The sequence below is a fragment of the Nocardioides exalbidus genome (assembly GCF_900105585.1).
Lineage (GTDB): Bacteria > Actinomycetota > Actinomycetes > Propionibacteriales > Nocardioidaceae > Nocardioides > Nocardioides exalbidus.
In genome coordinates this window covers 431299-453705 of record NZ_FNRT01000002.1, presented here as the reverse complement: position 1 = coordinate 453705, position 22407 = coordinate 431299, and the positions used below count along the sequence as shown (strand labels likewise).

Genomic DNA, 22407 nt, shown 5'->3' with positions numbered 1-22407 from the left:
CGCGAGGTTGGGGCCATGACCTCCTTCGTCTCGCACACGACCGTCGACTGCCACGACGCCTACGCGCTCTCCGAGTGGTGGAAGGGGATCCTCGGCTACGTCGACGTCGAGGACGACCCCAACGAGCCGGGCCACGAGGAGTGCATGATCCTCGACCCCGGCACCGGCCACAGCATCCTCTTCATCGAGGTGCCCGACGAGGTGCTGCCGGCCAAGCGGATCCACTTCGACCTCCGCCCTCGCGAGGGCAGCCGCGACGAGGAGATCGAGCGCGTCCGCGGCCTGGGCGCGACCGAGCTCGCGGATGAGCGCGGGCAGTACAGCCCCGGGACGGGCTGGGTCGTCTTCGCCGACCCGGAGGGCAACCAGTTCTGCATCCTGCGCTCGCAGGCCGAGGTGGACGCGGGTCCGCCGCCCCCGAGCACGCCTGACGGCCCCCGCGCGATCAGCTGCGGTGGAAGACCTCGGTCTGCCAGATGTAGCTGTTGCCGCGCCAGCGCGAGTCGCCGCGCACCGACACCTGCCAGTACCAGACGCCGTCGCGGGCGGGCAGCTTGATGCGGTACTTCCCGGCCCGGTTGGTGCGGATCTTCTTGTACGCCTTGAAGGGGCCGGTGCGTGACCTGCTGGCCTTGACGGTGACCTTCTTGCCCCCGTAGCCCGGGGTCACCTTGCCCTTGAGCACGAGCCCGGCGGACGGGTGGGTGATCAGGCGGCGCACGCCGACCTGGAACTCGGCCGACTCGCTCGGGGCGAAGCTGTCGTCGGACGACGAGGCTGCCGAGAAGCCGGAGTAGACGACCTTGTAGGTCGTGTTCATCGTCGGCTCGACGTCGTAGAAGTCGCTGCCGGGCGAGCTGCTGGTCGCCACCGTCGTCCACGACGCGGCGCCGGACCTGAGCGCCTGCAGCGTCGTCGTACCGCCGGTGGGGGAGAAGCCGGTCGTGCTGTCCAGGTCGACCGAGACGTCGAAGGAGTCGCCGTAGTCGAGCATCGTCACGCTCGGCTCGGCGACGGTGTAGGTCGTCTCGGGCTCGGCCGCCCGCGCCGGCGCGGTGAGGACGAGGGGAGCGACGCCGATCAGCGCGGCGGTGGTCACGCCCGTGACGAGGCGCGTGGTCGTGCTCATGGTCCGGTGGGTCCTGTCGGTCGGGGTCGGTCGGGCCGGTGGCGAAGACTCTGCCAGACGTACGACGACGGCGCGCCGTCCAAAGTTGTGGACGACGCGCCGTCGGGATGTTTCAGGTGGGGCTCAGCCCGGCTCAGTAGACGTAGGTGCGCCAGGTGTAGCCGTTGGCAAGGTACTTGGAGTCGCCCTTGACGATGACGTTCCAGTACCAGACACCGCCGCGCTTGGGCAGGGTGACCTTGTACTTGCCCTTCTTGTTGGTCTTGATGGTCTTCCACTTCTTGAAGCCCTTGTTGGACTTCTTGCTCACCGAGATGGTGATCTTCTTCTTGGCGCCGTCGGGGCTGACCTTGCCCTTGAGGACGAAGCCCTTCTTCGGGGCGGTGATCTTGCGGCCGACACCGATGGTGAACGGCGCGGACTCGGCCGCGGCGTAGTTGTTCTCGTAGGTCGAGGTGGCGGTGTAGCCGCTGTAGACGATCTTGTAGATCGTGTTGATCTTCGGCTTCACGTCGGTGAAGTAGGCCGACGTCGACGTGCCGGTCGCGACCGGGACGAACGCGGCGGCGCCCGCCTCCATGGCGTAGAGCGTCGAGGTACCGTCGTAGACACCGGTGCCGTCGGTGGCGTCGGTGACGCGGACGCTGATGGACAGGTCGTCGCCGTAGACCAGCGAGGTCTCGCTGGGCGTGGCCGTGACGGTGGCGGTCCGGTTCTCGGTGGCGCTGCTGGGCGATGCGATGGCGATCGGCGTGAGGCCGAGCAGTCCGGCAGCGACAGCGCCGGCGATGAGGCGGTTGGTGCGCATGTGTCCCCGTGTTCCTCTCAGGTGAACGTCTTGGGCGTCCGGTGCTCGGGCACCGGCGTTGACTTCCTTGCTACCCGCGTGACGCCCGGGACAAACCCCCCGGTTCCGGGTAGCGGTGTCCCTGAGTCCCTCGAACGTCGCTGTCGGGCAGCAGTCGTAGACTCTCAGGTACCCCCCATGCGCCGCGCGTCTGGGGTCGTTGTGCGTGCTCTCGAAGGGATCCCCGGTGTCCTCCACACCCCCGCCCACCCCGCTCTCGGCCGTCGCCGAGCGCCTCGTCTCCGCCCCGACCCTGGGCGGTGCGCTGGCCGACGCGTCGGTGCAGACCGCCCTCGACCTGACCGGCCCGGGCGCCGTCCGCCCGTTCGTCGTGCACGGCCTCGTCGAGCGCGGGCGCACCGTGCTCGCGGTGACCGCGACGTCGCGCGAGGCCGAGGACCTCGTCGGGGAGCTCGCCGACCTCGTCGACCCCGACGCCGTCGCCTACTACCCGAGCTGGGAGACGCTCCCGCACGAGCGGCTCAGCCCACGCAGCGACACCGTCGGCCGCCGGCTGGCGGTGCTGCGTCGCCTGCGCCATCCCGGCACCGACGCCTCCAACGGCCCGCTGAAGGTGGTCGTGGCGCCGATCCGCAGCCTGCTCCAGCCGCAGGTCCCGGGTCTGGCCGACATCGAGCCGGTCGAGCTCGCGACGGGCGACTCGCGCGCGATGGACGACGTCGTGCGCGGCCTGGCGGAGGCGGCGTACTCCCGGGTCGACATGGTCGAGCGTCGTGGCGAGTTCGCCGTCCGCGGCGGGATCGTCGACGTGTTCCCGCCCACCGAGGAGCACCCGCTGCGCGTGGAGTTCTGGGGTGACGACGTGGAGGAGATCCGCGCCTTCTCGGTCGCCGACCAGCGCACGCTGGAGAAGGTGGACCGGCTGTGGGCGCCGCCCTGCCGCGAGCTGCTGCTGACCGAGGACGTACGCCGTCGCGCGGCCGAGCTCGGCCAGGCCCACCCGCAGCTGCTCGAGCTCACCGACAAGATGGCCGCCGGCATCGCGGTCGAGGGCATGGAGTCGCTCGCCCCGGCGCTCGTCGACTCGATGGAGCTCCTCGTCGACCTGCTGCCGGCCGACACGACGGTGCTGGTCCTCGACCCCGAGCGGGCGCGCACCCGCGCACACGACCTGGTCGCGACGAGCGAGGAGTTCCTCGGGGCGTCGTGGGCCGCGGCCGCCGGTGGCGGCACCGCTCCCATCGACCTCGGCGCGGCGTCGTACCGCGAGATCGCCGACGTCCGGCTGCACGCGCTGGGGCTCGGTCACGCGTGGTGGTCCGTGAGCCCCTTCGGCATCGACACCGACGACGTGCCCGCCGCCGCCCTCGTGGACGCGGAGACCGCCGGGGTGCCGGCACGCAGCCTGCCCACCCACCCCGCCGAGGCCTACCGGGGCGACCTGCAGAAGGCCGTCGACGACATCCGCGGCTGGGTGGGCGAGGGGCTCGACGTGGTCGTCGTCCACGCCGGCCACGGCCCGGCCCAGCGCTTCGTGGAGCTGCTCGGCGAGAACGACATCGCTGCCCGGTTGGTCGAGGAGGGCGGGACCGCCGGTCCCGGCGTCGTCACCGTCACCTGCGGCCACGTGGTCAACGGGCTCGTCGACGACGAGGCGCTGGTCGCGATCGTCACCGGTGACGACCTGTCGGGCCAGAAGGCCTCGACGCGCGACATGCGCAAGATGCCCGCACGCCGCAAGAAGCAGATCGACCCGCTCGAGCTCAAGGCCGGCGACTACGTCGTCCACGAGCAGCACGGCGTCGGCCGCTTCGTGGAGATGAAGCAGCGTGAGATCGGTGGCGCGGTCCGCGAGTACCTCGTCCTGGAGTACGGCCCCAGCAAGCGCGGCGGACCCAACGACATGCTCTACGTCCCTGCCGACACCCTCGACCAAGTCACCCGCTACGTCGGCGGCGAGAACCCGAGCCTCGACCGGCTCGGCGGTGGCGACTGGACCAAGCGCAAGAACAAGGCGCGCCGCGCCGTCCGCGAGATCGCGGCCGAGCTGATCAAGCTCTACGCCGCCCGCCAGGCGACCAAGGGCCACGCCTACGGCCCCGACACCCCGTGGCAGCGCGAGCTCGAGGACGCCTTCCCGTTCACCGAGACCGTCGACCAGCTCACCACGGTCGACGAGGTGAAGGCCGACATGCGCAGCGTGGTGCCGATGGACCGGCTCGTGTGCGGTGACGTCGGCTACGGCAAGACCGAGATCGCGGTCCGGGCGGCCTTCAAGGCCGTGCAGGACGGCAAGCAGGTCGCGGTGCTCGTGCCGACGACCCTGCTCGTGACCCAGCACATGTCGACCTTCGCCGAGCGCATGTCGGGCTTCCCGGTCGTGATCAAGGGCCTCTCGCGCTTCCAGACCGACAAGGAGGCCAAGGAGGTCATCGCCGGCATCACCGACGGATCCGTCGACATCGTCGTCGGCACCCACCGCCTGCTCAACCCGGAGATCAGGATGAAGGACCTCGGCCTGATCATCGTCGACGAGGAGCAGCGCTTCGGTGTCGAGCACAAGGAGCAGATGAAGCGGATGCGCACCTCGGTCGACGTCCTCTCCATGAGTGCGACGCCGATCCCGCGCACGCTGGAGATGGCGGTCACGGGCATCCGCGAGATGTCCACGATCACCACCCCGCCCGAGGAGCGGCACCCGGTCCTGACCTACGTCGGTGCCTACGAGGACCGCCAGGTGGTCGCAGCCGTGCGCCGCGAGCTGCTGCGCGAGGGCCAGGTGTTCTACATCCACAACCGGGTGCAGTCGATCGAGAAGGCCGCCGCCCGGATCCGCGAGCTCGTGCCCGAGGCGCGGGTCGCCACGGCCCACGGCCAGATGGGCGAGCACGCCCTCGAGCAGGTGATGCTCGACTTCTGGGAGAAGCGCTTCGACGTGCTGGTCTGCACGACGATCGTGGAGTCCGGCCTCGACGTGTCCAACGCCAACACGATGATCATCGAGCGCTCCGACACCCTCGGTCTCTCGCAGCTGCACCAGCTGCGCGGTCGCGTCGGCCGCTCGCGCGAGCGCGCCTACGCCTACTTCCTCTACCCGGCGGAGAAGCCGCTCACCGAGACCGCCCACGAGCGCCTCGCGACGCTGGCCCAGCACTCCGACCTCGGCGGCGGCATGGCGATCGCGATGAAGGACCTCGAGATCCGTGGTGCCGGCAATCTGCTCGGCGGTGAGCAGTCCGGCCACATCGCCGACGTCGGGTTCGACCTCTACGTCCGGCTCGTGGGCGAGGCCGTGGCCGACTTCAAGGGCGGCGGCGAGGACGAGGTGGCCGCCGAGGTCCGCATCGAGCTGCCGGTGGACGCGCACCTGCCCCACGACTACATCCCGAGCGAGCGGCTGCGCCTCGAGATCTACAAGCGGCTGGCCGAGGTGCGCACCGACGACGACGTCGACGAGGTCCGCGCCGAGCTGGTGGACCGCTACGGCAACCCGCCCGAGGCCGTCGACTCGCTGCTGATCGTCGCGCGCTTCCGCGCACGCTGCCGCCAGGTCGGCGTGGGGGAGGTGACGGTGGCCGGCAAGTACGTCAGGTTCGCCCCGGTCGACCTGCCCGACTCGCGCGTCGTACGGCTCCAGCGGCTGCACCCGCGCAGCATCGTCAAGGCTCCGGTCAGCACGATCCTCGTGCCGCGCCCGCAGGGCACGGGCTTCCCCGTGCAGCCGGTCTCGGGCGTCGCCCTGCTTGAATGGGCCCGCGGTGTGATCGACGACATCATCGCCGCGCCGACTCCACCCCCGACGACCACTGGGAGCGAATCGTGAGGCAGCAGAGCAAGTCCAGGGCCCGCCTGGTGACGGCCGTGACGACACTGGGCGCCGGCCTCCTGCTCACCGGGTGCGGGAGTGCCTCGCCCGGGATCGCTGCCAGGGTTGGCGACGAGGAGCTCACGGTCCGCCAGGTCGACCAGACCGCCGAGGAGATGTGCACGGCGCTGGGCGACCAGTTCGCCTCCAGCAGCACCGTGCTGCCGATGAGCTTCATCCGGCAGGGCACCGTCCAGCTGCTGACGCTGCGTGCGCAGGCGCTGCAGATCGCCGACGACTACGGCATCGAGCCGGGGTCGAGCTACGAGAACGCCGTCGCCCAGAGCCGCGGCACCACGGCCGCGATGCCCGAGGACGTGCGCGACACCTACCTCGAGCTCAACACCGCCAACGCCCTCGCGACCGACATCGTCAACCAGATCGGCGCGATCGTCCTGGAGGACAACGGCGTCGCCGACCCGACCGACGAGGAGATCACGCAGGCCGGCGCCGACGCGTTCAACCAGTGGCCCGACGCCAACGGTGTGGACATCGACCCGCGCTACGGCCTCGAGAGCGTCGACGGAGTCCTCACCCCGGTCGACACCAACACCTCGTTCGCCGTGAGCGACATCGCGAAGTCCGGGCTCACCAGCGAGCCCGACGCGTCGTACTCCGCGACGCTCCCGCTCACCCAGCGTTGCGGCTGAACGACCCGATGACGGCTCCGGTGCCCGCTCCTGCTCCGCGTGACGGGTCGCAGCTGGAGGCCTTCGCCGACCAGATGCGGCTGCTGCAGCGCGAGTGCCTCTGGAAGCGCGAGCAGACCCACACCTCGCTGATCCCCTACGTGCGCGAGGAGGCCGAGGAGGTCGTCGAGGCGATCGAGTCCGGCGACCCGGCCCGGCTCTGCGACGAGCTCGGCGACCTGCTGCTCCAGGTCGTGATCCACGCGGTCATCGCGGAGGAGGCGGGGGAGTTCACGCTCGACGACGTGGCGCGCGGCGTGATCGCCAAGATGGAGCGCCGCAACCCGCACGTCTTCGGCGACGCCACGGCGAGCACGGTCGCCGAGGTGATGGATCTCTGGAACGCGGCGAAGGCTGCGGAGAAGCGCGCGACGTCATGAGGATCCCCGGTGCGCACCGGGGATCCCCATGACGTCAGCCTGCGCCCAGCGGCGCGACCGTCGGATGGGGTGAGAACGCGTCGACGTAGGCCGCTGCGACCGGCACGGTGTCGTCGTGCGGGGTGCGGGCCGGCAGCCGGATCCCGTCGGGCGGGTGGAAGTGCACCTCGCCCGGTGCGTCGATCTCCCAGGTGGTCGGGTTCGCGCGCCACTCGGACGGCGACGCCCCGAGCTCGCGGCGGAAGGCGCGGACGAACACGTCGTAGCCCCGGAAGCCGCACTCGACCGAGATGTCCTGGAGCCGGCGATCGGTGTGCCGCGCGAGCCAGGCCGCCCGCTCCAGCACGAGCCGGTCGCGGAACCTCGGCGCCGACTCGCCCGCCATCGCGACCCGGACCCGTGCCGCCTCGGGGTCGCTCGCCGGGTCGACCTCGCTGGCCGTCGCGCGATCGACGTAGGCCCCCAGGTGGTCGGCGGGCCCGGGCCCGGTGCGGTTCACCCTGCCGACCGTAGCGACGCCCACGGACACCCGGCGACGTCCCACGCCTTCGTGACTAGGCTGATGGCCGACCCCAAGTCGTCCCTGTTCAGGAGCTCTCCCCATGTCGATCATCGCTGCAGTTGGCGCCCGCGAAATCCTCGATTCGCGCGGCAACCCCACCGTCGAGGTTGAGGTCCTCCTCGAGGACGGCGCGTTCGGTCGCGCGGCGGTCCCGAGCGGCGCGTCCACCGGTGCCTTCGAGGCCGTGGAGCTGCGCGACGGCGGCAAGCGCTACGTCGGCAAGGGCGTGCAGAAGGCCGTCGACGGCGTCATCGACACGATCGCCGGCGCGGTCGTCGGCCTCGACGCCGACGACCAGCGCCTCGTCGACCAGGTGATGCTCGACCTCGACGGCACGCCTAACAAGGCCAAGCTCGGCGCCAACGCCATCCTCGGCGTCTCGCTCGCGACGGCGAAGGCCGCGGCGGAGTCGTCCGGGCTGCCGCTGTTCCGCTACGTCGGCGGCCCCAACGCCCACGTGCTGCCGGTGCCGATGATGAACATCCTCAACGGCGGCTCGCACGCGGACTCCAACGTCGACGTGCAGGAGTTCATGATCGCCCCGATCGGCGCCCCGACCTTCCGTGAGGCCCTCCAGCAGGGCGCGGAGGTCTACCACGCCCTCAAGTCCGTGCTGAAGAAGAAGGGCCTCTCGACCGGCCTCGGCGACGAGGGCGGCTTCGCCCCCGACCTGGAGAGCAACCGCGCGGCGCTCGACCTGATCGCGGAGGCCGTCAAGGCCGCCGGCTTCAAGCTGGGCAAGGACATCGCGCTGGCGATGGACGTCGCGGCCAGCGAGTTCCACGACAAGGGCAAGTACACCTTCGAGGGCAAGAAGATCTCCAGCGACGACATGGTCGCCTACTACACCGACCTCGTCGCGTCCTACCCCATCGTCTCCATCGAGGACCCCCTCGACGAGGAGGACTGGGCCGGCTGGAAGGCCATTACCGACGGCCTCGGCGACAAGATCCAGATCGTCGGCGACGACCTCTTCGTCACCAACGTCGAGCGCCTGCAGCGCGGCATCGACGGCGGCCAGGCCAACGCGATGCTGGTCAAGGTCAACCAGATCGGCTCGCTCTCGGAGACCCTCGACGCCGTCGAGCTCGCCCACCGCAGCGGCTTCCGCAACATGATGAGCCACCGCTCGGGCGAGACCGAGGACACCACGATCGCCGACCTCGCCGTGGCCACCAACTGCGGCCAGATCAAGACCGGTGCTCCTGCCCGTTCGGACCGCGTCGCGAAGTACAACCAGCTCCTCCGCATCGAGGACGAGCTGGGTGACGCGGCTCGCTACGCCGGTCGGGGCGCCTTCCCGCGTTTCAAGGGCTGACCAAGGCACACTTGCCTGCATGCCTTCCCAGCGCCGTACTCCTCGGGGTGGGCCCGGCGGTGGAACGCGCGGACCGAGGCAGGGCAGCACGACGCGTCCTGGTGACCGTGGCCCCCGGCCACGGGGCGCCACGACCCGTCCGCCGCTCTCCTCGGGCAGCGCGTCCACGCGCGAGACCAGCACCGGTCTCGACCTCCGGGCACGTCCTGCCTCCCCGAGGAGTGCTGCGCGCCGTCCCCGCTTCACCGGCCGGGCCGCCGTGCTCGTGCTGGTGCTCGCGGTGCTGACGGTGTCCTACGCGTCGTCGCTGCGGGCCTACCTCCAGCAGCGCTCGCACATCGGCGACCTCAAGGCACAGATCGCCGAGCGCGAGGCCAGCATCAACGACCTCGAGCGCGAGAAGAAGCGCTGGGACGACCCGGCCTACGTCAAGGCCCAGGCCCGCGAGCGGTTCGGCTACCTGATGCCCGGCGAGTCGGGCTTCGAGGTCATCGGCACCGACGGCAAGCCGCTCGAGGCCCAGGCGAGGCTCAACGACCCCGACGACGTGATCAAGACCGTGCCCAAGGCGTGGTGGACCGGCGTCTGGGAGTCGGTGGAGCTCGCCGGCAACCCACCACCACCCGAGGAGCAGCCGGCCGACCTGGTCGACGGCACGAAGAAGCAGTGAACGAGACCCCCGCGAGACACCCCGCGACAACCCGCGCATCGACGCCGCCGACGAGGCCGCGATCCGCGCGCAGCTCAAGCGCCGCCCGCGCGGCATCGACTCGATCGGCCACCGGTGCCCGTGCGGCAACCCCGACGTCGTCGCCACCGAGCCGCGCCTGCCCAACGGCACGCCCTTCCCCACGACCTACTACCTCACCTGCCCGCGCGCGGCCTCGCGCATCGGCACCCTCGAGGGCAACCACGTGATGAAGGAGATGCAGGACCGCCTCGCCACCGACGAGGAGCTCGCCGCCGCCTACCGCTCCGCCCACGAGCGCTACCTCGAGGCGCGCGCCGAGATCGGCGAGCGGGCCGGCCTCGAGGTGCCGGAGATCGACGGCATCAGCGCCGGCGGCATGCCCGACCGGGTGAAGTGCCTCCACGTCCTCGCCGGCCAGTCCCTGGCGATGGGCCGCGGGGTGAACCCGCTCGGGGACGAGGTGCTCGATCGCATCGGTGACTGGTGGGCGAAGGGCCCGTGCGTGTCCGTCGACGCGCCAGGATGAGCCCATGACCCCCGACCACGCGTCGAGCCCGGTCGCGGCGATCGACTGCGGCACCAACTCGATCAAGGTCCTCATCGGCCGCCGCCGCGCCGACGGCACGCTCGACGTGCTGCTGCGCGACTCCCGGGTCGTTCGGCTCGGCCAGGGCGTCGACCAGACCGGGGTCCTCGCCGACGAGGCGCTGGCCCGCACGTTCGCTGCGATCGACGAGCTCGCCGAGACCATCCGGCGCCACGCGGTCCCGCCGGCCCGCGTCCGGTTCTGCGCCACCTCGGCCACCCGCGACGCCGGCAACGCCGACGTCTTCCGCGAGGGCGTGCGCCGTCGCCTCGGCATCGAGCCCGAGGTGCTGTCCGGCGACGAGGAGGCGGCGCTGGTGTACGCCGGTGCCATCGCCGCGCAGGCCCCGATGCCGCCCGAGCCGGTGCTCGTCGTCGACATCGGCGGCGGGTCCACCGAGCTGGTGCTGGGGGAGGGTGACGGGCGGCGGTCGGTCTCGATGAACATCGGCTCGGTCCGGCTCCACGAGCGCCACCTCCACTCCGACCCGCCGACGGCCGCGGAGATCGACGCCTGCGTGGCCGACGTCGACGCGCACCTCGACGCCTCCGGCGTACCCCTCGAGCGCACGCTGACCGCGATCGGCACGTCCGGCACGATCAAGACGCTCGCGTGCGGCGTCCTCGACCTGGCTGCCTACGACCGCGACGCCTTCGACGGCGCGGTGCTGTCCAACGTGACCACGACGGACTTCGTCGACCGCCTGGTCGCGATGACGGTCGCGGAGCGCCGTGCCCTGCCCTACATGCATCCCGGCCGGGCCGACGTGATCGGCGCCGGCGCCCTGATCTGGAGCCGGATCCTGGCGCGGGTCCCGGTCGCCGACCACCTGGTGTCCGAGGCCGACATCCTGCACGGCATGGCCGCCGCGATCGAGCCGTGACCCGGCTGCCGCACCCGCTCGTCGGCGGTGCGTTCTCCAGCCCCGTGGCGCCCGGCACCGGCTGGCCGGACGACCCGGCGGACCCGGACACGCCGGTCGCCCGCACCCCCGACGACGTACGACGACTCGCGCACGCCGACACGCTCGACGAGCTGACCGCCCGGGTGAGCGTGTGCGCGGCGTGCGACCGGCTCGTCACCTGGCGCGAGGACGTCGCGCGCGACAAGCGGGCGTCGTTCGCCGATCAGCCCTACTGGGGCCGGCCGATCGCGGGGTGGGGCGACCCGGAGCCGGCGCTGCTCGTCGTCGGCCTGGCTCCCGCCGCCAACGGTGGCAACCGGACCGGACGCATCTTCACCGGCGACCCGAGCGCCGACTGGTTGTTCGCCAGCCTGCACCGCACCGGGTGGGCGACGCAGCCGACGAGCGAGCACGCCGGCGACGGGCAGCGGCTCCTCGACGCCCGGATGGTCGCGACCGTGCGCTGCGCGCCGCCGGACAACAAGCCCACGCCCGCCGAGCGCGACACGTGCGCGCCGTGGATCGCCGCCGAGCTGGTCCTGCTGCCGACCGTGCGAGCGGTCGTCGCGCTCGGGTCGTTCGGCTGGGACGGCGCGATCCGCTCCCTCGTGGCCGCCGGGGCGGAGGCGCCCGCGCGGAAGCCGAAGTTCGCCCACGCGGCCGAGGTGGTGCTCGGGGACGTCACCGTGATCGGCTGCTACCACCCCTCGCCGCACAACACCTACACCGGCCGGCTGACCGCGGAGATGACCGACGCCGTCTTCGAGCGGGCCCGGCGGGTGACGGACACGGCGCTGACAGACTGATCCCACGACGGCCCCGGTATCCCAACCGGTAGAGGAAGCGGTCTTAAAAACCGCACAGTCTGGGTTCGAACCCCAGCCGGGGCACCTCTCGTCGCCACCTCGCCGGAGGGTGGCCGCTAGGGAGCAGCGGCCGTCCCGGGCGTGTAGAGGGCGACGCCGGAGATCTTGCCCAGCACGTCCTCGAACAGGTCGATCGTGAGCCCGCAGCCGTTGACCGCGTCCGGGCCCCCTGCCATCAGCACCAGCCGGGTGGACGGGACGACGGCTCCCACGGGCGTGGCTCGGGGGTGGCCGCACGTGGTGGCGGGAGGTGTGCCCTGCGAGACGGAGACCACCGGCTGCCCCAAGGGGTTCGGTGCAGGACGGGACACGTACTGGAGGACGGGGTCGCTCACCGCCGAACGCCACCCGGGCGAGCTCGCCGACGCCCCTCCGTCCACCACGGTGACCTGCTCGCCGTCGACGTACAACCGCACCCCCGGTGCGAAGTCGGGGTGCGCCGATCCTCCGACGAGGAACCGGAGGAACGTCCAGGCGCGGGCACGTGAGTCCCCGTCCGCAGGGCACTTCCACTGCGGCGTCGAGGTCGCGATCACCGTCACCACCTCGTCGGTCCCGATCGCGGAGCCCGCGGGGGGATCAGAGCCCAGCACCTGTCCGGCGGGGTTGCACTGGGGCACGCCGACCACGTGCACGGCGATGTCGTCGCGCTCGAGGGTGCGGGTGGCCTCGGCCGCCGTGAAGCCGAGGAGGGAGGGCATGGTGGGAGCCCGGTCCTCGTCACGCGTGACGTACGCGAGCGACACCGCCAGGACGACGGCGGCGCAGGCGACGAGGGGGACGACCGTGGCCGACCTGCCGCGCTGTCGACCACCGAGGATCCTGTCGCGCAGCGCCGGGACCACGACGTCATCGGGGTCGTCGGCCCGCCGGATGCGTCGCTGCTGCTCCTCGATGACCTGGTCGACCACGACGGCCGACTCCTCTGCCGGCACGCCGAGCTCGGTCGCGAGCTCGACGAGCCGCGTGCGGCGCGCTGCTCGGTACTCGTCGATGTCCATCGCTGATTCCCGACCTCGGCCCCGTCGTAGTTGCGTCCAGTCTCCGCGTCGGCGCAAGCCCGACGGGTGTCGGTCGCCCGTCGTTCGCACGGCGTTCGCCTGACGGGGCCTCGCTGTTCTGCCGGCACCGCAAGCATCCGCTCGGCTGGTCAGCCGTCCCCCGTCCCTTGAGTGGAAGCGTCCTCATGCACCGATTGCTGCGACTGTCCCTGGCGTGTGCCCTCACCGCCACCACCCTGGGGGTCGGCGCCCTCGCCGCACCCGCCCAGGCCGACGCCGTCACCGACGTGAGGGTCAACGAGGTCGAGTCCAGCGGCGACACCTTCGACTGGGTCGAGCTGGTCAACACCGGCACCACCGTGGCCGACGTCTCCGGCTGGATCGTCAAGGACAACGACGACACCCACGCGATCACCGTCCCGGCCTCCACGACGATCCCGGCCGGCGGCTACCTCGCGATCAACACCGACGACACCGCGGTGTCCGGCAGCTTCGGCCTCGGCACGGCGGACTCCGCGCGGGTCTTCGCGGCCGACGGCACGACGCTGGTCGACTCCTACTCCTGGACGTCCCACGCCACCACGACGTACGGCCGGTGCCCCGGACCGAACGGTGCCTTCACCACCACGGCGGCACCGACCAAGGGAACGCCCAACTCCTGCCCGCCGGCGACGACCGACCCGACCACGGTGAAGCTGAACGAGGTCGAGTCCAACGGCGACACCGTCGCCGACTGGGTGGAGCTCACCAACATCGGCACCACGCCCGCCGACGTGTCGGGGTGGAAGCTCAAGGACGCCGGCGCCACCAACCCGTTCGTCACGATCCCGGCCAACACGGTCATCCAGCCGGGTGCGTACGTCGCGATCTACACCGAGACCCCGCCGCCGGGCTTCGGGCTGGGCGTCGACGACACCGTCACGCTCTACCAGGCGGACGGCACGTCCAAGGTCGACGAGTACAGCTGGTCCGGCGGGCACGCCGCCACGACGTACGGCCGCTGCCCCGACGGCACCGGTGCCTGGCAGGTCACCACCGTCCCGACCCGCGGCGCGGCCAACGCGTGCAGCCCGATCCGGGTCAACGAGGTCAGCTCCAGCCCGACCGACTGGGTCGAGCTGGTCAACCTGTCCGGCGCGGCCGTCGACGTCACCGGGTGGGTCGTCAAGGACAGCACGGACACCAACCCGGCCACCCTCTCCGGCTCGGTCCCGGCCCACGGCCGCCTGGTGGTCGAGGGCACCCTCCCCGGCCTCGGCTCGGCCGACTCCGTGCGGCTGTTCGACCCGACCGCGAAGCTGATCGACTCCTGGACCTGGACCGCGCACGGTGTGCCGACGTACGCCCGCTGCGCCGACGGCGTGGGCGCCTTCACCACCAGCGCCTCCGCCACCAAGGGTGCGGTCAACGACTGCCCCGGCCTCGAGACGGAGCCGTGGTTCGGCTCGCAGCAGGTCGTGACCTCCGACCTCGTCGAGACGTTCGTCCAGGACGCGAGCGGCGTGGTCTTCGACCCGGCCGACCCGACCGGCAGGACCCTGTGGGTCGCGCAGAACAAGGCCGGCACGCTCTGGAAGATGACGAAGAACGGCGCCACGTGGGAGCCCGCGACCGGCTGGTCCGGCGGCCGGAACCCGCGCTACAACGACGGCACCGGCGCACCTGACACCGAGGGCATCACGATCGGCCCGGACGGTGCGGTCTACCTCGCGGCCGAGCGGAACAACGACGTCAGCGGAGCCAGCTTGAACACCGTGCTGCGCTACGTGCCGGGCACGTCGACCAGTGCTGATCCGCTTCGCGCGACCGACGAGTGGGACCTCAACGGCCTGCTCCCGACCCTCGGCGCCAACCTCGGCCTCGAGGGGATCACCTGGATCCCGGACAGCGCGCTCACCGCCGGCGGCTTCCTCGACCAGGGCAGGGGGAAGGTCTACTCGCCGGCCGACTACCCGAACCACGGCAGTGGCCTGTACGCCGTCGCGGTCGAGGGCACCGGCCTGGTGTACGTCGTCGCGCTCGAGCAGACCGCCGCCGTGCAGGAGGCCGCCCACCTCGTCGCCACGATCGACCCCGAGCTGATGACCAAGGCCGGCACCCCGTCGGCGATGGACGTCGCCTGGGACCCGGAGGCCACGGTGCTCCGCGTCCTCTGCGACGACAGCTGTGACGGTGTGTCCGTGGCCATGGACATGACCGGTGGGGTGTTCGGCGTGGCCCACGCCTACGACCGCCCGACCACGATGCCCAACCTCAACAACGAGGGCATCGCCTTCGCCCCGCAGACGTCCTGCGTCGCCGGGGCCAAGGAGGTCGTGTGGAGCGACGACGGGGACACCGGCAGCCACTCGCTGCGGTCGGGCACCGTTCCGTGCCAGGTGCCGCCGACCACGCCGACGCCGAACCCGACGCCCACCCCGACGCCCACGCCGACGCCCACTCCGGTCCCGACCCCGACTCCGGCGCCGACCCCGGTCCCGACGGTCAAGCAGCCGGCCGCGGCGAGCGTGTCGAAGGAGAAGGTGCGCGGCCGCGTCGGCGAGCGCGTCAGGGTCACCCTCCGGATCCGGTCCGGAGACCGTCCCGCGACGGGCCTGGTCAAGGTGAAGGTGAAGGGCACGGCGGGCTCGTCCCGGGTGCGGCTGCAGGACGGGAAGGCCGTCATCAGGTTGCCGCGCTTCAAGCGGGCCGGCACCAAGACCGTCTGGCTGAAGTACCTCGGGGACGAGGACACGAAGCGGTCGACGACCACCGTCAAGGCGATCATCTCCGCCTGACGCCACGGGCCGCCGCCGCCCCGACTGCTACCGCGGTCGGTGCGGCGGCGTCCTGCGTCTCCACCTTTGGTAGCAGGCATCCTGAGAAGTTGCTTTGTCGGGAACAGCGACCCGCCCGGGCACGTTTGATCAGGTGTCACCCCGGCTAGAGTGGAGTGACGAAACAGGCGTCGTCACCGCGACGGCGTCGCACTCTCCGGATTGTCCGGAGGTGGCCTCCAAGGAGAGACCATGAAGAGCAACAACCCCGTTTTCGCCCGTTCCGAGGAGTTCAACCGCGCCTCGTCGAGCGCCTACGGAAACCAGACCTACCCCGCCGGTGGAGCCGCTTACCCCGGCTACGGCGAGTCCGACCCGTCCACCTGGGGCACCGGCACGCCCGGCCAGGTCGACCAGGGCCGCATGACGGTCGACTCGGTGGTGCAGAAGACCGCCATCTCGATCGCCCTCGTGTTCGTCGCCGCCTTCGCCACCTGGTGGTGGATCGGTGACCTCACCGAGAGCGCGAACCTGGGCCGCGTCGGCCTGCTGGCCACGGTCGGTGCCGGTGGCGCGTTCCTGCTCTCGCTGGTCAACTCCTTCAAGCGGGTCATCAGCCCCGCCCTGGTGATGGCCTTCGCCGTCCTCGAGGGTGTCGCGCTCGGCGCCGTGAGCAAGCTGTTCGAGGCGTCGTACCCCGGCATCGTCACCAGCGCCGTGCTCGGCACGTTCGCTGCGTTCGCCGGCACGCTGACCGCATACAAGGTGCTCGACATCAAGGTGGGCGACAAGTTCCGCCGCGGTGTCGTGGCCGGCATGTTCGGCATGGTGGGCCTGGGTCTGCTGTCGCTCGTGCTGAGCTTCTTCGGCATCAACACCGGCGTCTACGGCAACGGCGGCATCGGCTTCATCTTCGCGCTCGCCGGCCTCGTGCTCGGTGTCTTCATGCTGATCCTCGACTTCGACTACGTGGAGCAGGGCGTCGCCGCCGGGCTCCCGGAGCGCGAGTCGTGGCGGGCCGCCTTCGGCCTGACCGTCAGCCTGGTCTGGATCTACACCAACCTGCTCCGGATCCTCGCGATCCTGCGTGGCGACTGACCGTCCCCGCACAGCTCCGCCGGCCCGCCCGAGTCGCTCTCGGGCGGGCCGGCGTCATTTCTGCCGGCTGCCGGAGCGGTGCGTGAGCCACCTTTCGCGCGCGCCGGATGTCGCTCACGCACCGCCCACGGCGTACGACGCCTGTCCGGTGCTCGTGGCGGTGACCCACCCACATTCGGAGCTGGAGGAATGTGGGTCACTCACCGCTCGGCGCGGGGGTTCCTGACCCGGTCTCCGGCTCGGTCCCTGACTCGGTCTCCGGCCCGTGGTCCTCGTGGTCCTCGTGCTCGCCCGGCGACTCGGCGTCGGTGGAGGGACGGCGGCGGCGGTGGCGGAGCTCGACCCAGCGGCCGCGGAGGCCACGCTGGTTGCCGCCGACCTCGGTGCCGTCGACCTCGGTGCCGGGCGTGCGCGCGGCGCGTACGGCGGCGGCCGCGACGGGCAGGATCCCCTCGCGTCGCAGCGGCTCGGGCAGCGCCTCGTCGTCGGGCAGCAGGTCGAGCGCGGCGAGGCACGACGGCACGAGGACCGAGGCGAGCTGCTGGTAGCCGTCGGCCGAGGGGTGGAAGCGGTCGGGCCCGAAGAGCACCGCGGGGGCCGCGTCGAACTCGGGGCCGAGGATGTCGCCGAGCGAGACCGAGCGGCCGCCGTTCTCCACGACGGTGATCGTCTGCGCGGCCGCCAGCCGCCGCGACCACTCGCGCGCCACCTGCTTCAGCGGAGGCGGGATCGGGCGGATCGTGCCGAGGTCGGGGCACGTGCCGACGACCACGACGACGCCCTCCTCGCGCAGGCGGCGCACGCCCTCGGCGAGGTGGCGCACGGACGCCGACGGGAGCACGGAGTGCGTGACGTCGTTGGCGCCGATGAGGACGACGGCGAGGTCGGGGTGGGTGGTCAGCGCGTGGTCCACCTGCTCGGCCAGCGCGCTCGACTGGGCGCCGACGACGGCGAAGGAGCGCAGGTGGACGCGCCGGTCGGCCTGATGGGCGAGGCCCGTCGCGAGCTGGGCGCCGGGGGTCTCCTCGACCCGCTCGACGCCGTAGCCGGCGGCGCTGGAGTCGCCGAGCAGCGCGATCCGGATGGCCGGCGCGGGCCGGCCGCGGCCGTACCAGCCGGTCGCGTCGGGCGGGACGTCGTCGGCGTTGCCGATCGCCTTGCGGGCGAACTTCGCCTCGGCGACCAGCAGGCCGTAGAGCCCGGCGCCGAGCACGGAGACCCCGCCCCCGCCCAGGGCGGCGGCCGATGCCAGCTTGCGTGCTGCTCCCGTTGCCCCCACGACTTCATGTTACGGAGCACCGGGTCGGTACATTGACCGGGTGCAGTACGTGAACTCGGTCCTCGACCTGATCGGCAACACCCCGCTCGTCCGGCTCGGCCGGACCCTCGACCTGCCTGACGCCGCCGCGGACGCTCCGCTGGTCCTGGCGAAGGTGGAGTACCTGAACCCCGGCGGGTCGGTGAAGGACCGCATCGCCACACGCATGATCGAGGCCGCCGAGGCCTCGGGCGAGCTCCAGCCCGGCGGCACGATCGTCGAGCCGACCTCCGGCAACACCGGTGTCGGGCTGGCGATGGTGGCCCAGCAGAAGGGCTACAAGTGCATCTTCGTGTGCCCCGACAAGGTCAGCGTCGACAAGCGCAACGTGCTCAAGGCCTACGGCGCCGAGGTCGTGGTCTGCCCGACCGCCGTCGCGCCCGAGCACCCGGACTCCTACTACAACGTCTCGGACCGGCTCGCCTCGCAGCCCGGTGCGTGGAAGCCCAACCAGTACGCCAACCCGCACAACCCGCGCTCGCACTACGAGACCACGGGACCGGAGATCTGGGCGCAGACCGAGGGCCGGATCACCCACTTCGTGTGCGGCATGGGCACCGGCGGCACGATCAGCGGCGTCGGGCGCTACCTCAAGGAGCAGAACCCCGACGTCCAGGTGATCGGCGCGGACCCGGCGGGCTCGGTCTACTCCGGCGGCACCGGCCGGCCCTACCTCGTCGAGGGCGTCGGCGAGGACTTCTGGCCCGACACCTACGACCGCACCGTCGCCGACCGCGTCATCGAGGTCTCCGACGCGGACTCGTTCGCCTTCACCCGCCGCCTGGCCCGTGAGGAGGCGCTGCTCGTCGGCGGGTCCTGCGGGATGGCCGCGTGGGCCGCCCGGCAGGTCGCGCAGGAGCTCGCCGCCGAGGGCCGCACCGACGCCGTCGTCGTGGTGCTGCTGCCGGACTCCGGTCGCGGCTACCTCACCAAGATCTTCAACGACGAGTGGCTCGCCCAGTACGGCTTCGCCACCGGCGACCAGGAGGACCACCGCACGGTCGGCGAGGTGCTGCGCGGCAAGTCCGGCCAGCTGCCCGACCTGGTCCACACGCACCCCAGCGAGACCATCGCCGAGGCCGTGCACATCTTCCAGGAGTACGGCGTCAGCCAGATGCCCGTCGTCCGCGCCGAGCCGCCGATCGTGGCCGCCGAGGTCGCGGGGTCGGTGTCGGTCTCGACGCTCCTCGACGCACTCTTCGCCGGCACGGCCAAGCTCAACGACCCGGTCGAGGACCACATGTCCCCGGCCATGCCGACCATCGGCTCCACCGAGGCGGCCTCCGACGCCGTGTCGCTGCTCGAGAACTCCGACGCCGTGCTGGTGCACGAGGACGGCAAGCCCATCGGCGTGCTCACCCGCCAGGACCTGCTGACCTTCGTGGCCGCCTCGTGAGTGGCGGCACCGTGAAGAGGTTCGCCACGGCCCTGGTCGTCCTCGCCTGCCTCGGGCTGAGCGCGTGCAGCGGCGACGACGTCGACACCAGCTCCGACCCGGTCGAGGTCGAGGTCGGCAAGGCCTTCTCGTGGAACGGCTTCACCGTCGACGACGGCTGGACGCTCGAGGGCGTCGAGCGGTCCGTCAACGGCGACACCGTCACCACGCCCAACGTGAAGGGCACGATCACCAACACCCTCGACGAGGACCGCGCGGCCATCTTCGAGATGGTCTTCTCCGCCGACAGCGACCCGGTCGCGACGATCAGCTGCTCCGCGGCAACGATGGTCAAGGACCAGTCGCAGCAGTTCGAGTGCCCCGGCCTCAGCGCCACGATGCCCGACGACTACGACGCCGTGGTGGTGCAGGAGTTCGTCCGCGACGACGGCTCCAGCTCCAGCTGACGTGGGCGACCTGTCCCTCGAGGTCGTCGGCTTCCTGGTCCTCGCCGCGCTCGTCGCGGGGTTCGTCGACGCCGTCGTCGGTGGCGGGGGACTGGTCCAGCTGCCCGCCCTCCTCATCGGCCTGCCCGGCGCCTCGGTCGTCCAGATCGCGGCGACCAACAAGCTCGCCTCGTTCTGCGGCACCAGCATCAGCGCGGCGACGTACGTCCGGCGCATCCGCCCCGACCCGCGGACCTTCCTGCCGCTGATGCTCGCCGCCGGCCTCGGGTCGGCCGGCGGTGCGCTGGTGGCCTCGCTGATGCCGCGCAGCGCCTTCGACCCGATCATCCTGGTCGTGCTGGTCCTCGTCGGCGGCTACGTCTGGTTCAGGCCGAGCGTCGGCGAGCTGACCCGGCTGCGGTTCCAGGGCGGGCAGCACCTCACCGCCGTCGTGCTCACCGGCCTGACGATCGGCTTCTACGACGGCTCGATCGGGCCGGGCACCGGGTCGTTCCTCGTCTTCGCGCTCGTGGGCCTGCTCGGCTACAACTTCCTCGAGGCCTCGGCCAAGGCCAAGCTCGCCAACTGGGCGACGAACCTCGCCGCGCTCATCGTCTTCATCCCCCAGGGCGCGGTGATCTGGCCACTCGCGCTGGTGATGGCAGCGGCCAACATCACCGGTGGCTACCTCGGCGCGCGACTCGCGATGGCGCGGGGGGCGAGGTTCGTCCGGGCGTTCTTCCTCGTCGTCGTGTCCGGTTTCGTCGTGCGACTCGGAGGCGGCCTCCTCGGCTGGTGGTGACAGGCACAGGCTGCCGCGACCGGTAGCCTCCCTCTCGTGGGAGCAGTGAGCGGGGTCGACAGGTTCCAGCGCCGTCATTCCGTGCTCGGCTTCCCGATCGCGGTGATCTACAAGTACTTCGACGACCAGGGGCCCTACCTCGCCTCGGCGCTGACCTACTACGCCTTCGTCTCGATCTTCCCGTTGATGCTGCTCGGCACCTCGATCCTGGGCCTCTTCCTGCGCGGGGAGCCCCAGTGGCAGGAGCAGATCCTCAACTCCGCGCTCTCGCAGTTCCCGATCATCGGCGACGAGCTCGGCCGCCCCGAGGGGCTCCAGGGCTCCATCCGGGGTGTCGTCTTCGGTGCCCTCGCCGCGCTCTACGGCGCGATGGGCCTCGGGCAGGCACTGCAGAACACCCAGCACGTCGCCTGGTCGGTCCCGCGCAACAGCCGGCCCAACCCGGTCTACGCCCGGGTCAAGACGCTGGTCCTGCTCGTCACGGCCGGCTTCTCGCTGCTCACCGTCACGGTCGTGTCGACGCTCGCCAGCAGCACCGACGTGTTCGGGTCCTTCGTCGCCGACGGCTTCAAGACCTTCCTGCCGCTCATCACGGTCGCCGTCGTCGGGACCTTCCTCACCCTGCTCTTCCGCTTCGCCGCGACCGGCCAGCACTCCTTCTGGCGCGCGGCGCCCGGCGGCTACTCGCTCGCGATCATGTGGCAGGTGCTGCAGATCGGTGGCGCGGCCTACGTCGACAACGTCCTGGTCGACACGTCGTCGATGACCAAGACCTTCGGCCTCGTCCTCGGTCTGATCGGCTTCCTCTGGATCGGCGCCGTCATGGCTGTCCTCGCGATGGAGATCAACGTGGTCGCGGCTCGCCGGCTCTGGCCCCGCGCGCTGCTGACGCCGTTCACCGACAACATCGCGCCCACCGACGCCGACCGCCGCGCCTACGCCCTCTACGCCGGCATGCAGCGGCACAAGGGCTTCGAGAAGGTCTCCGTGACGTGGGACCCGAGCCCGGTCGAGATCAAGGCGGCCGAGCACGAGGACCCGCCGGCCGACGAGCCTGCGCCCGAGCCCGCGCGGTCCGAGGCCGAGTCCGCGCCCGAGCCCGCGCGGTCCAAGGCCGACGACCGGACCGCGTGACGTCGTACGACACCGTGGCGCGAGCCGCGACCGCCGAGGTCGAGGACCGCGGGTCCCGCTTCGTCTGCACGATCCGCCGGGTGGGCGACGAGGACGAGGCGCGGGCGCTGGTCGCCGTGCTGCGGCGTGAGCACCCCGGCGCGCGGCACCACTGCTCGGCCTTCGTGATCGGACCGCGCGGCGAGGTGCAGCGCTCGTCCGACGACGGCGAGCCCGCCGGCACGGCCGGTGCGCCGATGCTCGAGGTCCTCCGGGGCGCGGGTGTCAGCGACGTCGCGGCCGTCGTGACGCGGTGGTTCGGTGGGACGCTGCTCGGGGCCGGGGGACTGGTGCGCGCCTACGGCGACGCCGTCCGCGCCGCCCTCGCCGAGGCCGGGACCCTCCGGCGGTCGCTGCTCACCGAGCTGGCGCTCGACCTCGACCACGCGGACGCCGGCCGGGTCGAGGGTGAGTTGCGCTCGCGTGGCGTGACCGTCCTCGAGGTGGCGTACGACGCCCGCGTCCGGTTGTTGCTCGCCGCTCCTGCGTCGGAGGTGGAGCGGGTCACCGACCTCGTCGCCGCCGCGACCGGGGGCGCGGCCGCGCCGGCCCCCGTCGGAGAACGCTGGATCGACGCCCCCGGCTGATCGGGACGCCCTCGCGGGAACGAGCACGGCGCAGGGCCCGTCCCAGACCCATG

At 71.7% G+C, this 22407-nt stretch carries 21 protein-coding genes and 1 tRNA gene; 17 read left to right on the top strand and 5 right to left on the bottom strand.

Annotated elements, in window-relative coordinates:
- Nucleotides 1-15: 15 nt before the first annotated feature.
- A complete protein-coding gene (locus BLV76_RS02585) occupies nt 16-558 on the top strand; it encodes a VOC family protein (protein WP_175539545.1) in 543 nt (180 codons plus the stop codon).
- Here the strand turns inward: BLV76_RS02585 and BLV76_RS02580 are convergent.
- Together BLV76_RS02580 and BLV76_RS02575 are read right to left on the bottom strand one after the other, a co-directional pair.
- Nucleotides 446-1129: a hypothetical protein gene (locus BLV76_RS02580; protein WP_090967726.1), complete on the bottom strand. Its 684-nt coding sequence runs from the start codon at nt 1127-1129 to the stop codon at nt 446-448. The genes BLV76_RS02585 and BLV76_RS02580 overlap by 113 nt on opposite strands.
- 133 nt (nt 1130-1262) lie before the next feature.
- Entirely contained in the window at nt 1263-1937 is a 675-nt protein-coding gene (locus tag BLV76_RS02575) for a hypothetical protein (RefSeq protein ID WP_090967725.1), read from the bottom strand.
- A gap of 226 nt (nt 1938-2163) precedes the next feature.
- On the opposite strand from BLV76_RS02575, the gene mfd reads away from it, so the two are divergent.
- From mfd to BLV76_RS02560, 3 genes are read left to right on the top strand one after another with little or no spacing between them, the layout of a single operon-like run.
- Nucleotides 2164-5760 (top strand): transcription-repair coupling factor, encoded by a 3597-nt coding sequence (gene mfd / locus BLV76_RS02570; protein ID WP_175539544.1) that lies wholly within the window; start codon nt 2164-2166, stop codon nt 5758-5760.
- Nucleotides 5757-6452 (top strand): hypothetical protein, encoded by a 696-nt coding sequence (locus tag BLV76_RS02565; protein ID WP_090967724.1) that lies wholly within the window; start codon nt 5757-5759, stop codon nt 6450-6452. The genes mfd and BLV76_RS02565 overlap by 4 nt, the downstream gene beginning before the upstream one ends.
- 20 nt (nt 6453-6472) lie before the next feature.
- On the top strand, nt 6473-6871 hold the full coding sequence (locus BLV76_RS02560) for a MazG nucleotide pyrophosphohydrolase domain-containing protein (protein WP_245734512.1): 399 nt from the start codon (nt 6473-6475) through the stop codon (nt 6869-6871).
- A gap of 34 nt (nt 6872-6905) precedes the next feature.
- Here BLV76_RS02560 and BLV76_RS02555 read toward each other — a convergent pair whose 3' ends face one another.
- Nucleotides 6906-7370 carry a helix-turn-helix domain-containing protein gene (locus BLV76_RS02555; protein ID WP_175539543.1) on the bottom strand — a complete coding sequence of 155 codons (465 nt, stop codon included), beginning with the start codon at nt 7368-7370 and terminating at the stop codon, nt 6906-6908.
- A 103-nt stretch (nt 7371-7473) separates the two neighbouring features.
- Here BLV76_RS02555 and eno point away from each other — a divergent pair, with 103 nt between their 5' ends.
- The 6 genes from eno (at nt 7474) to BLV76_RS02525 (ending at nt 11822) form a co-directional block, all read left to right on the top strand.
- Nucleotides 7474-8751 (top strand): phosphopyruvate hydratase, encoded by a 1278-nt coding sequence (gene eno / locus BLV76_RS02550; protein ID WP_090967722.1) that lies wholly within the window; start codon nt 7474-7476, stop codon nt 8749-8751.
- Between the two features lie 19 nt (nt 8752-8770).
- Entirely contained in the window at nt 8771-9421 is a 651-nt protein-coding gene (locus tag BLV76_RS02545; protein ID WP_090967721.1) for an FtsB family cell division protein, read from the top strand.
- A gap of 37 nt (nt 9422-9458) precedes the next feature.
- A complete protein-coding gene (locus BLV76_RS02540; RefSeq protein ID WP_090967720.1) occupies nt 9459-9968 on the top strand; it encodes a DUF501 domain-containing protein in 510 nt (169 codons plus the stop codon).
- 4 nt (nt 9969-9972) lie between these two features.
- A complete protein-coding gene (locus tag BLV76_RS02535; RefSeq protein ID WP_090967719.1) occupies nt 9973-10911 on the top strand; it encodes a Ppx/GppA phosphatase family protein in 939 nt (312 codons plus the stop codon).
- Nucleotides 10908-11738, top strand: a complete 831-nt coding sequence (locus tag BLV76_RS02530) for a uracil-DNA glycosylase (protein WP_090967718.1) — start codon at nt 10908-10910, stop codon at nt 11736-11738. The genes BLV76_RS02535 and BLV76_RS02530 overlap by 4 nt, the downstream gene beginning before the upstream one ends.
- Nucleotides 11739-11748: 10 nt before the next feature.
- Nucleotides 11749-11822, top strand: a tRNA-Leu gene (locus tag BLV76_RS02525).
- Nucleotides 11823-11854: 32 nt separating this feature from the next.
- Here the strand turns inward: BLV76_RS02525 and BLV76_RS02520 are convergent.
- Complete coding sequence (locus BLV76_RS02520) at nt 11855-12799, bottom strand: PASTA domain-containing protein (protein WP_090967717.1); 945 nt, start codon at nt 12797-12799, stop codon at nt 11855-11857.
- Between the two features lie 185 nt (nt 12800-12984).
- Between BLV76_RS02520 and BLV76_RS02515 the strand changes: the two genes are divergently transcribed.
- Both BLV76_RS02515 and BLV76_RS02510 read left to right on the top strand, forming a co-directional pair.
- Entirely contained in the window at nt 12985-15576 is a 2592-nt protein-coding gene (locus tag BLV76_RS02515; protein ID WP_090967716.1) for a lamin tail domain-containing protein, read from the top strand.
- A 231-nt stretch (nt 15577-15807) separates the two neighbouring features.
- On the top strand, nt 15808-16653 hold the full coding sequence (locus BLV76_RS02510) for a Bax inhibitor-1/YccA family protein (RefSeq protein WP_090967715.1): 846 nt from the start codon (nt 15808-15810) through the stop codon (nt 16651-16653).
- A 196-nt stretch (nt 16654-16849) separates the two neighbouring features.
- Here the strand turns inward: BLV76_RS02510 and BLV76_RS02505 are convergent, their stop codons facing one another.
- Entirely contained in the window at nt 16850-17932 is a 1083-nt protein-coding gene (locus tag BLV76_RS02505; RefSeq protein ID WP_090967714.1) for an SGNH/GDSL hydrolase family protein, read from the bottom strand.
- Nucleotides 17933-17972: 40 nt separating this feature from the next.
- Between BLV76_RS02505 and BLV76_RS02500 the strand changes: the two genes are divergently transcribed.
- Genes BLV76_RS02500 through BLV76_RS02480 form a run of 5 tightly spaced genes read left to right on the top strand, consistent with a single transcriptional unit; the run spans nt 17973 to nt 22354 of the window.
- Nucleotides 17973-19367: a cystathionine beta-synthase gene (locus BLV76_RS02500; protein ID WP_090967713.1), complete on the top strand. Its 1395-nt coding sequence runs from the start codon at nt 17973-17975 to the stop codon at nt 19365-19367.
- Between the two features lie 11 nt (nt 19368-19378).
- Nucleotides 19379-19813 carry a hypothetical protein gene (locus tag BLV76_RS02495; RefSeq protein ID WP_139306445.1) on the top strand — a complete coding sequence of 145 codons (435 nt, stop codon included), beginning with the start codon at nt 19379-19381 and terminating at the stop codon, nt 19811-19813.
- A gap of 1 nt (nt 19814) precedes the next feature.
- A complete protein-coding gene (locus BLV76_RS02490) occupies nt 19815-20594 on the top strand; it encodes a TSUP family transporter (RefSeq protein WP_090967711.1) in 780 nt (259 codons plus the stop codon).
- Between the two features lie 36 nt (nt 20595-20630).
- Nucleotides 20631-21728, top strand: coding sequence for a YihY/virulence factor BrkB family protein (locus BLV76_RS02485; RefSeq protein WP_245734511.1), 1098 nt, complete (start codon nt 20631-20633; stop codon nt 21726-21728).
- Nucleotides 21725-22354 (top strand): YigZ family protein, encoded by a 630-nt coding sequence (locus BLV76_RS02480; RefSeq protein WP_090967709.1) that lies wholly within the window; start codon nt 21725-21727, stop codon nt 22352-22354. Before BLV76_RS02485 ends, BLV76_RS02480 begins: the two co-directional genes overlap by 4 nt.
- Nucleotides 22355-22407: the final 53 nt, after the last annotated feature.

Excerpts from the sequence above, each read along its gene's own strand:
- BLV76_RS02545 (WP_090967721.1), top strand. The coding sequence starts at position 8,771 with ATGCCTTCCCAGCGCCGTACTCCTCGGGGTGGGCCCGGCGGTGGAACG.
- BLV76_RS02575 (WP_090967725.1), bottom strand. The coding sequence starts at position 1,937 with ATGCGCACCAACCGCCTCATCGCCGGCGCTGTCGCTGCCGGACTGCTC.
- eno (WP_090967722.1), top strand. The coding sequence starts at position 7,474 with ATGTCGATCATCGCTGCAGTTGGCGCCCGCGAAATCCTCGATTCGCGC.
- BLV76_RS02510 (WP_090967715.1), top strand. The coding sequence starts at position 15,808 with ATGAAGAGCAACAACCCCGTTTTCGCCCGTTCCGAGGAGTTCAACCGC.
- BLV76_RS02515 (WP_090967716.1), top strand. The coding sequence starts at position 12,985 with ATGCACCGATTGCTGCGACTGTCCCTGGCGTGTGCCCTCACCGCCACC.
- BLV76_RS02580 (WP_090967726.1), bottom strand. The coding sequence starts at position 1,129 with ATGAGCACGACCACGCGCCTCGTCACGGGCGTGACCACCGCCGCGCTG.
- BLV76_RS02520 (WP_090967717.1), bottom strand. The coding sequence starts at position 12,799 with ATGGACATCGACGAGTACCGAGCAGCGCGCCGCACGCGGCTCGTCGAG.
- BLV76_RS02585 (WP_175539545.1), top strand. The coding sequence starts at position 16 with ATGACCTCCTTCGTCTCGCACACGACCGTCGACTGCCACGACGCCTAC.
- BLV76_RS02535 (WP_090967719.1), top strand. The coding sequence starts at position 9,973 with ATGACCCCCGACCACGCGTCGAGCCCGGTCGCGGCGATCGACTGCGGC.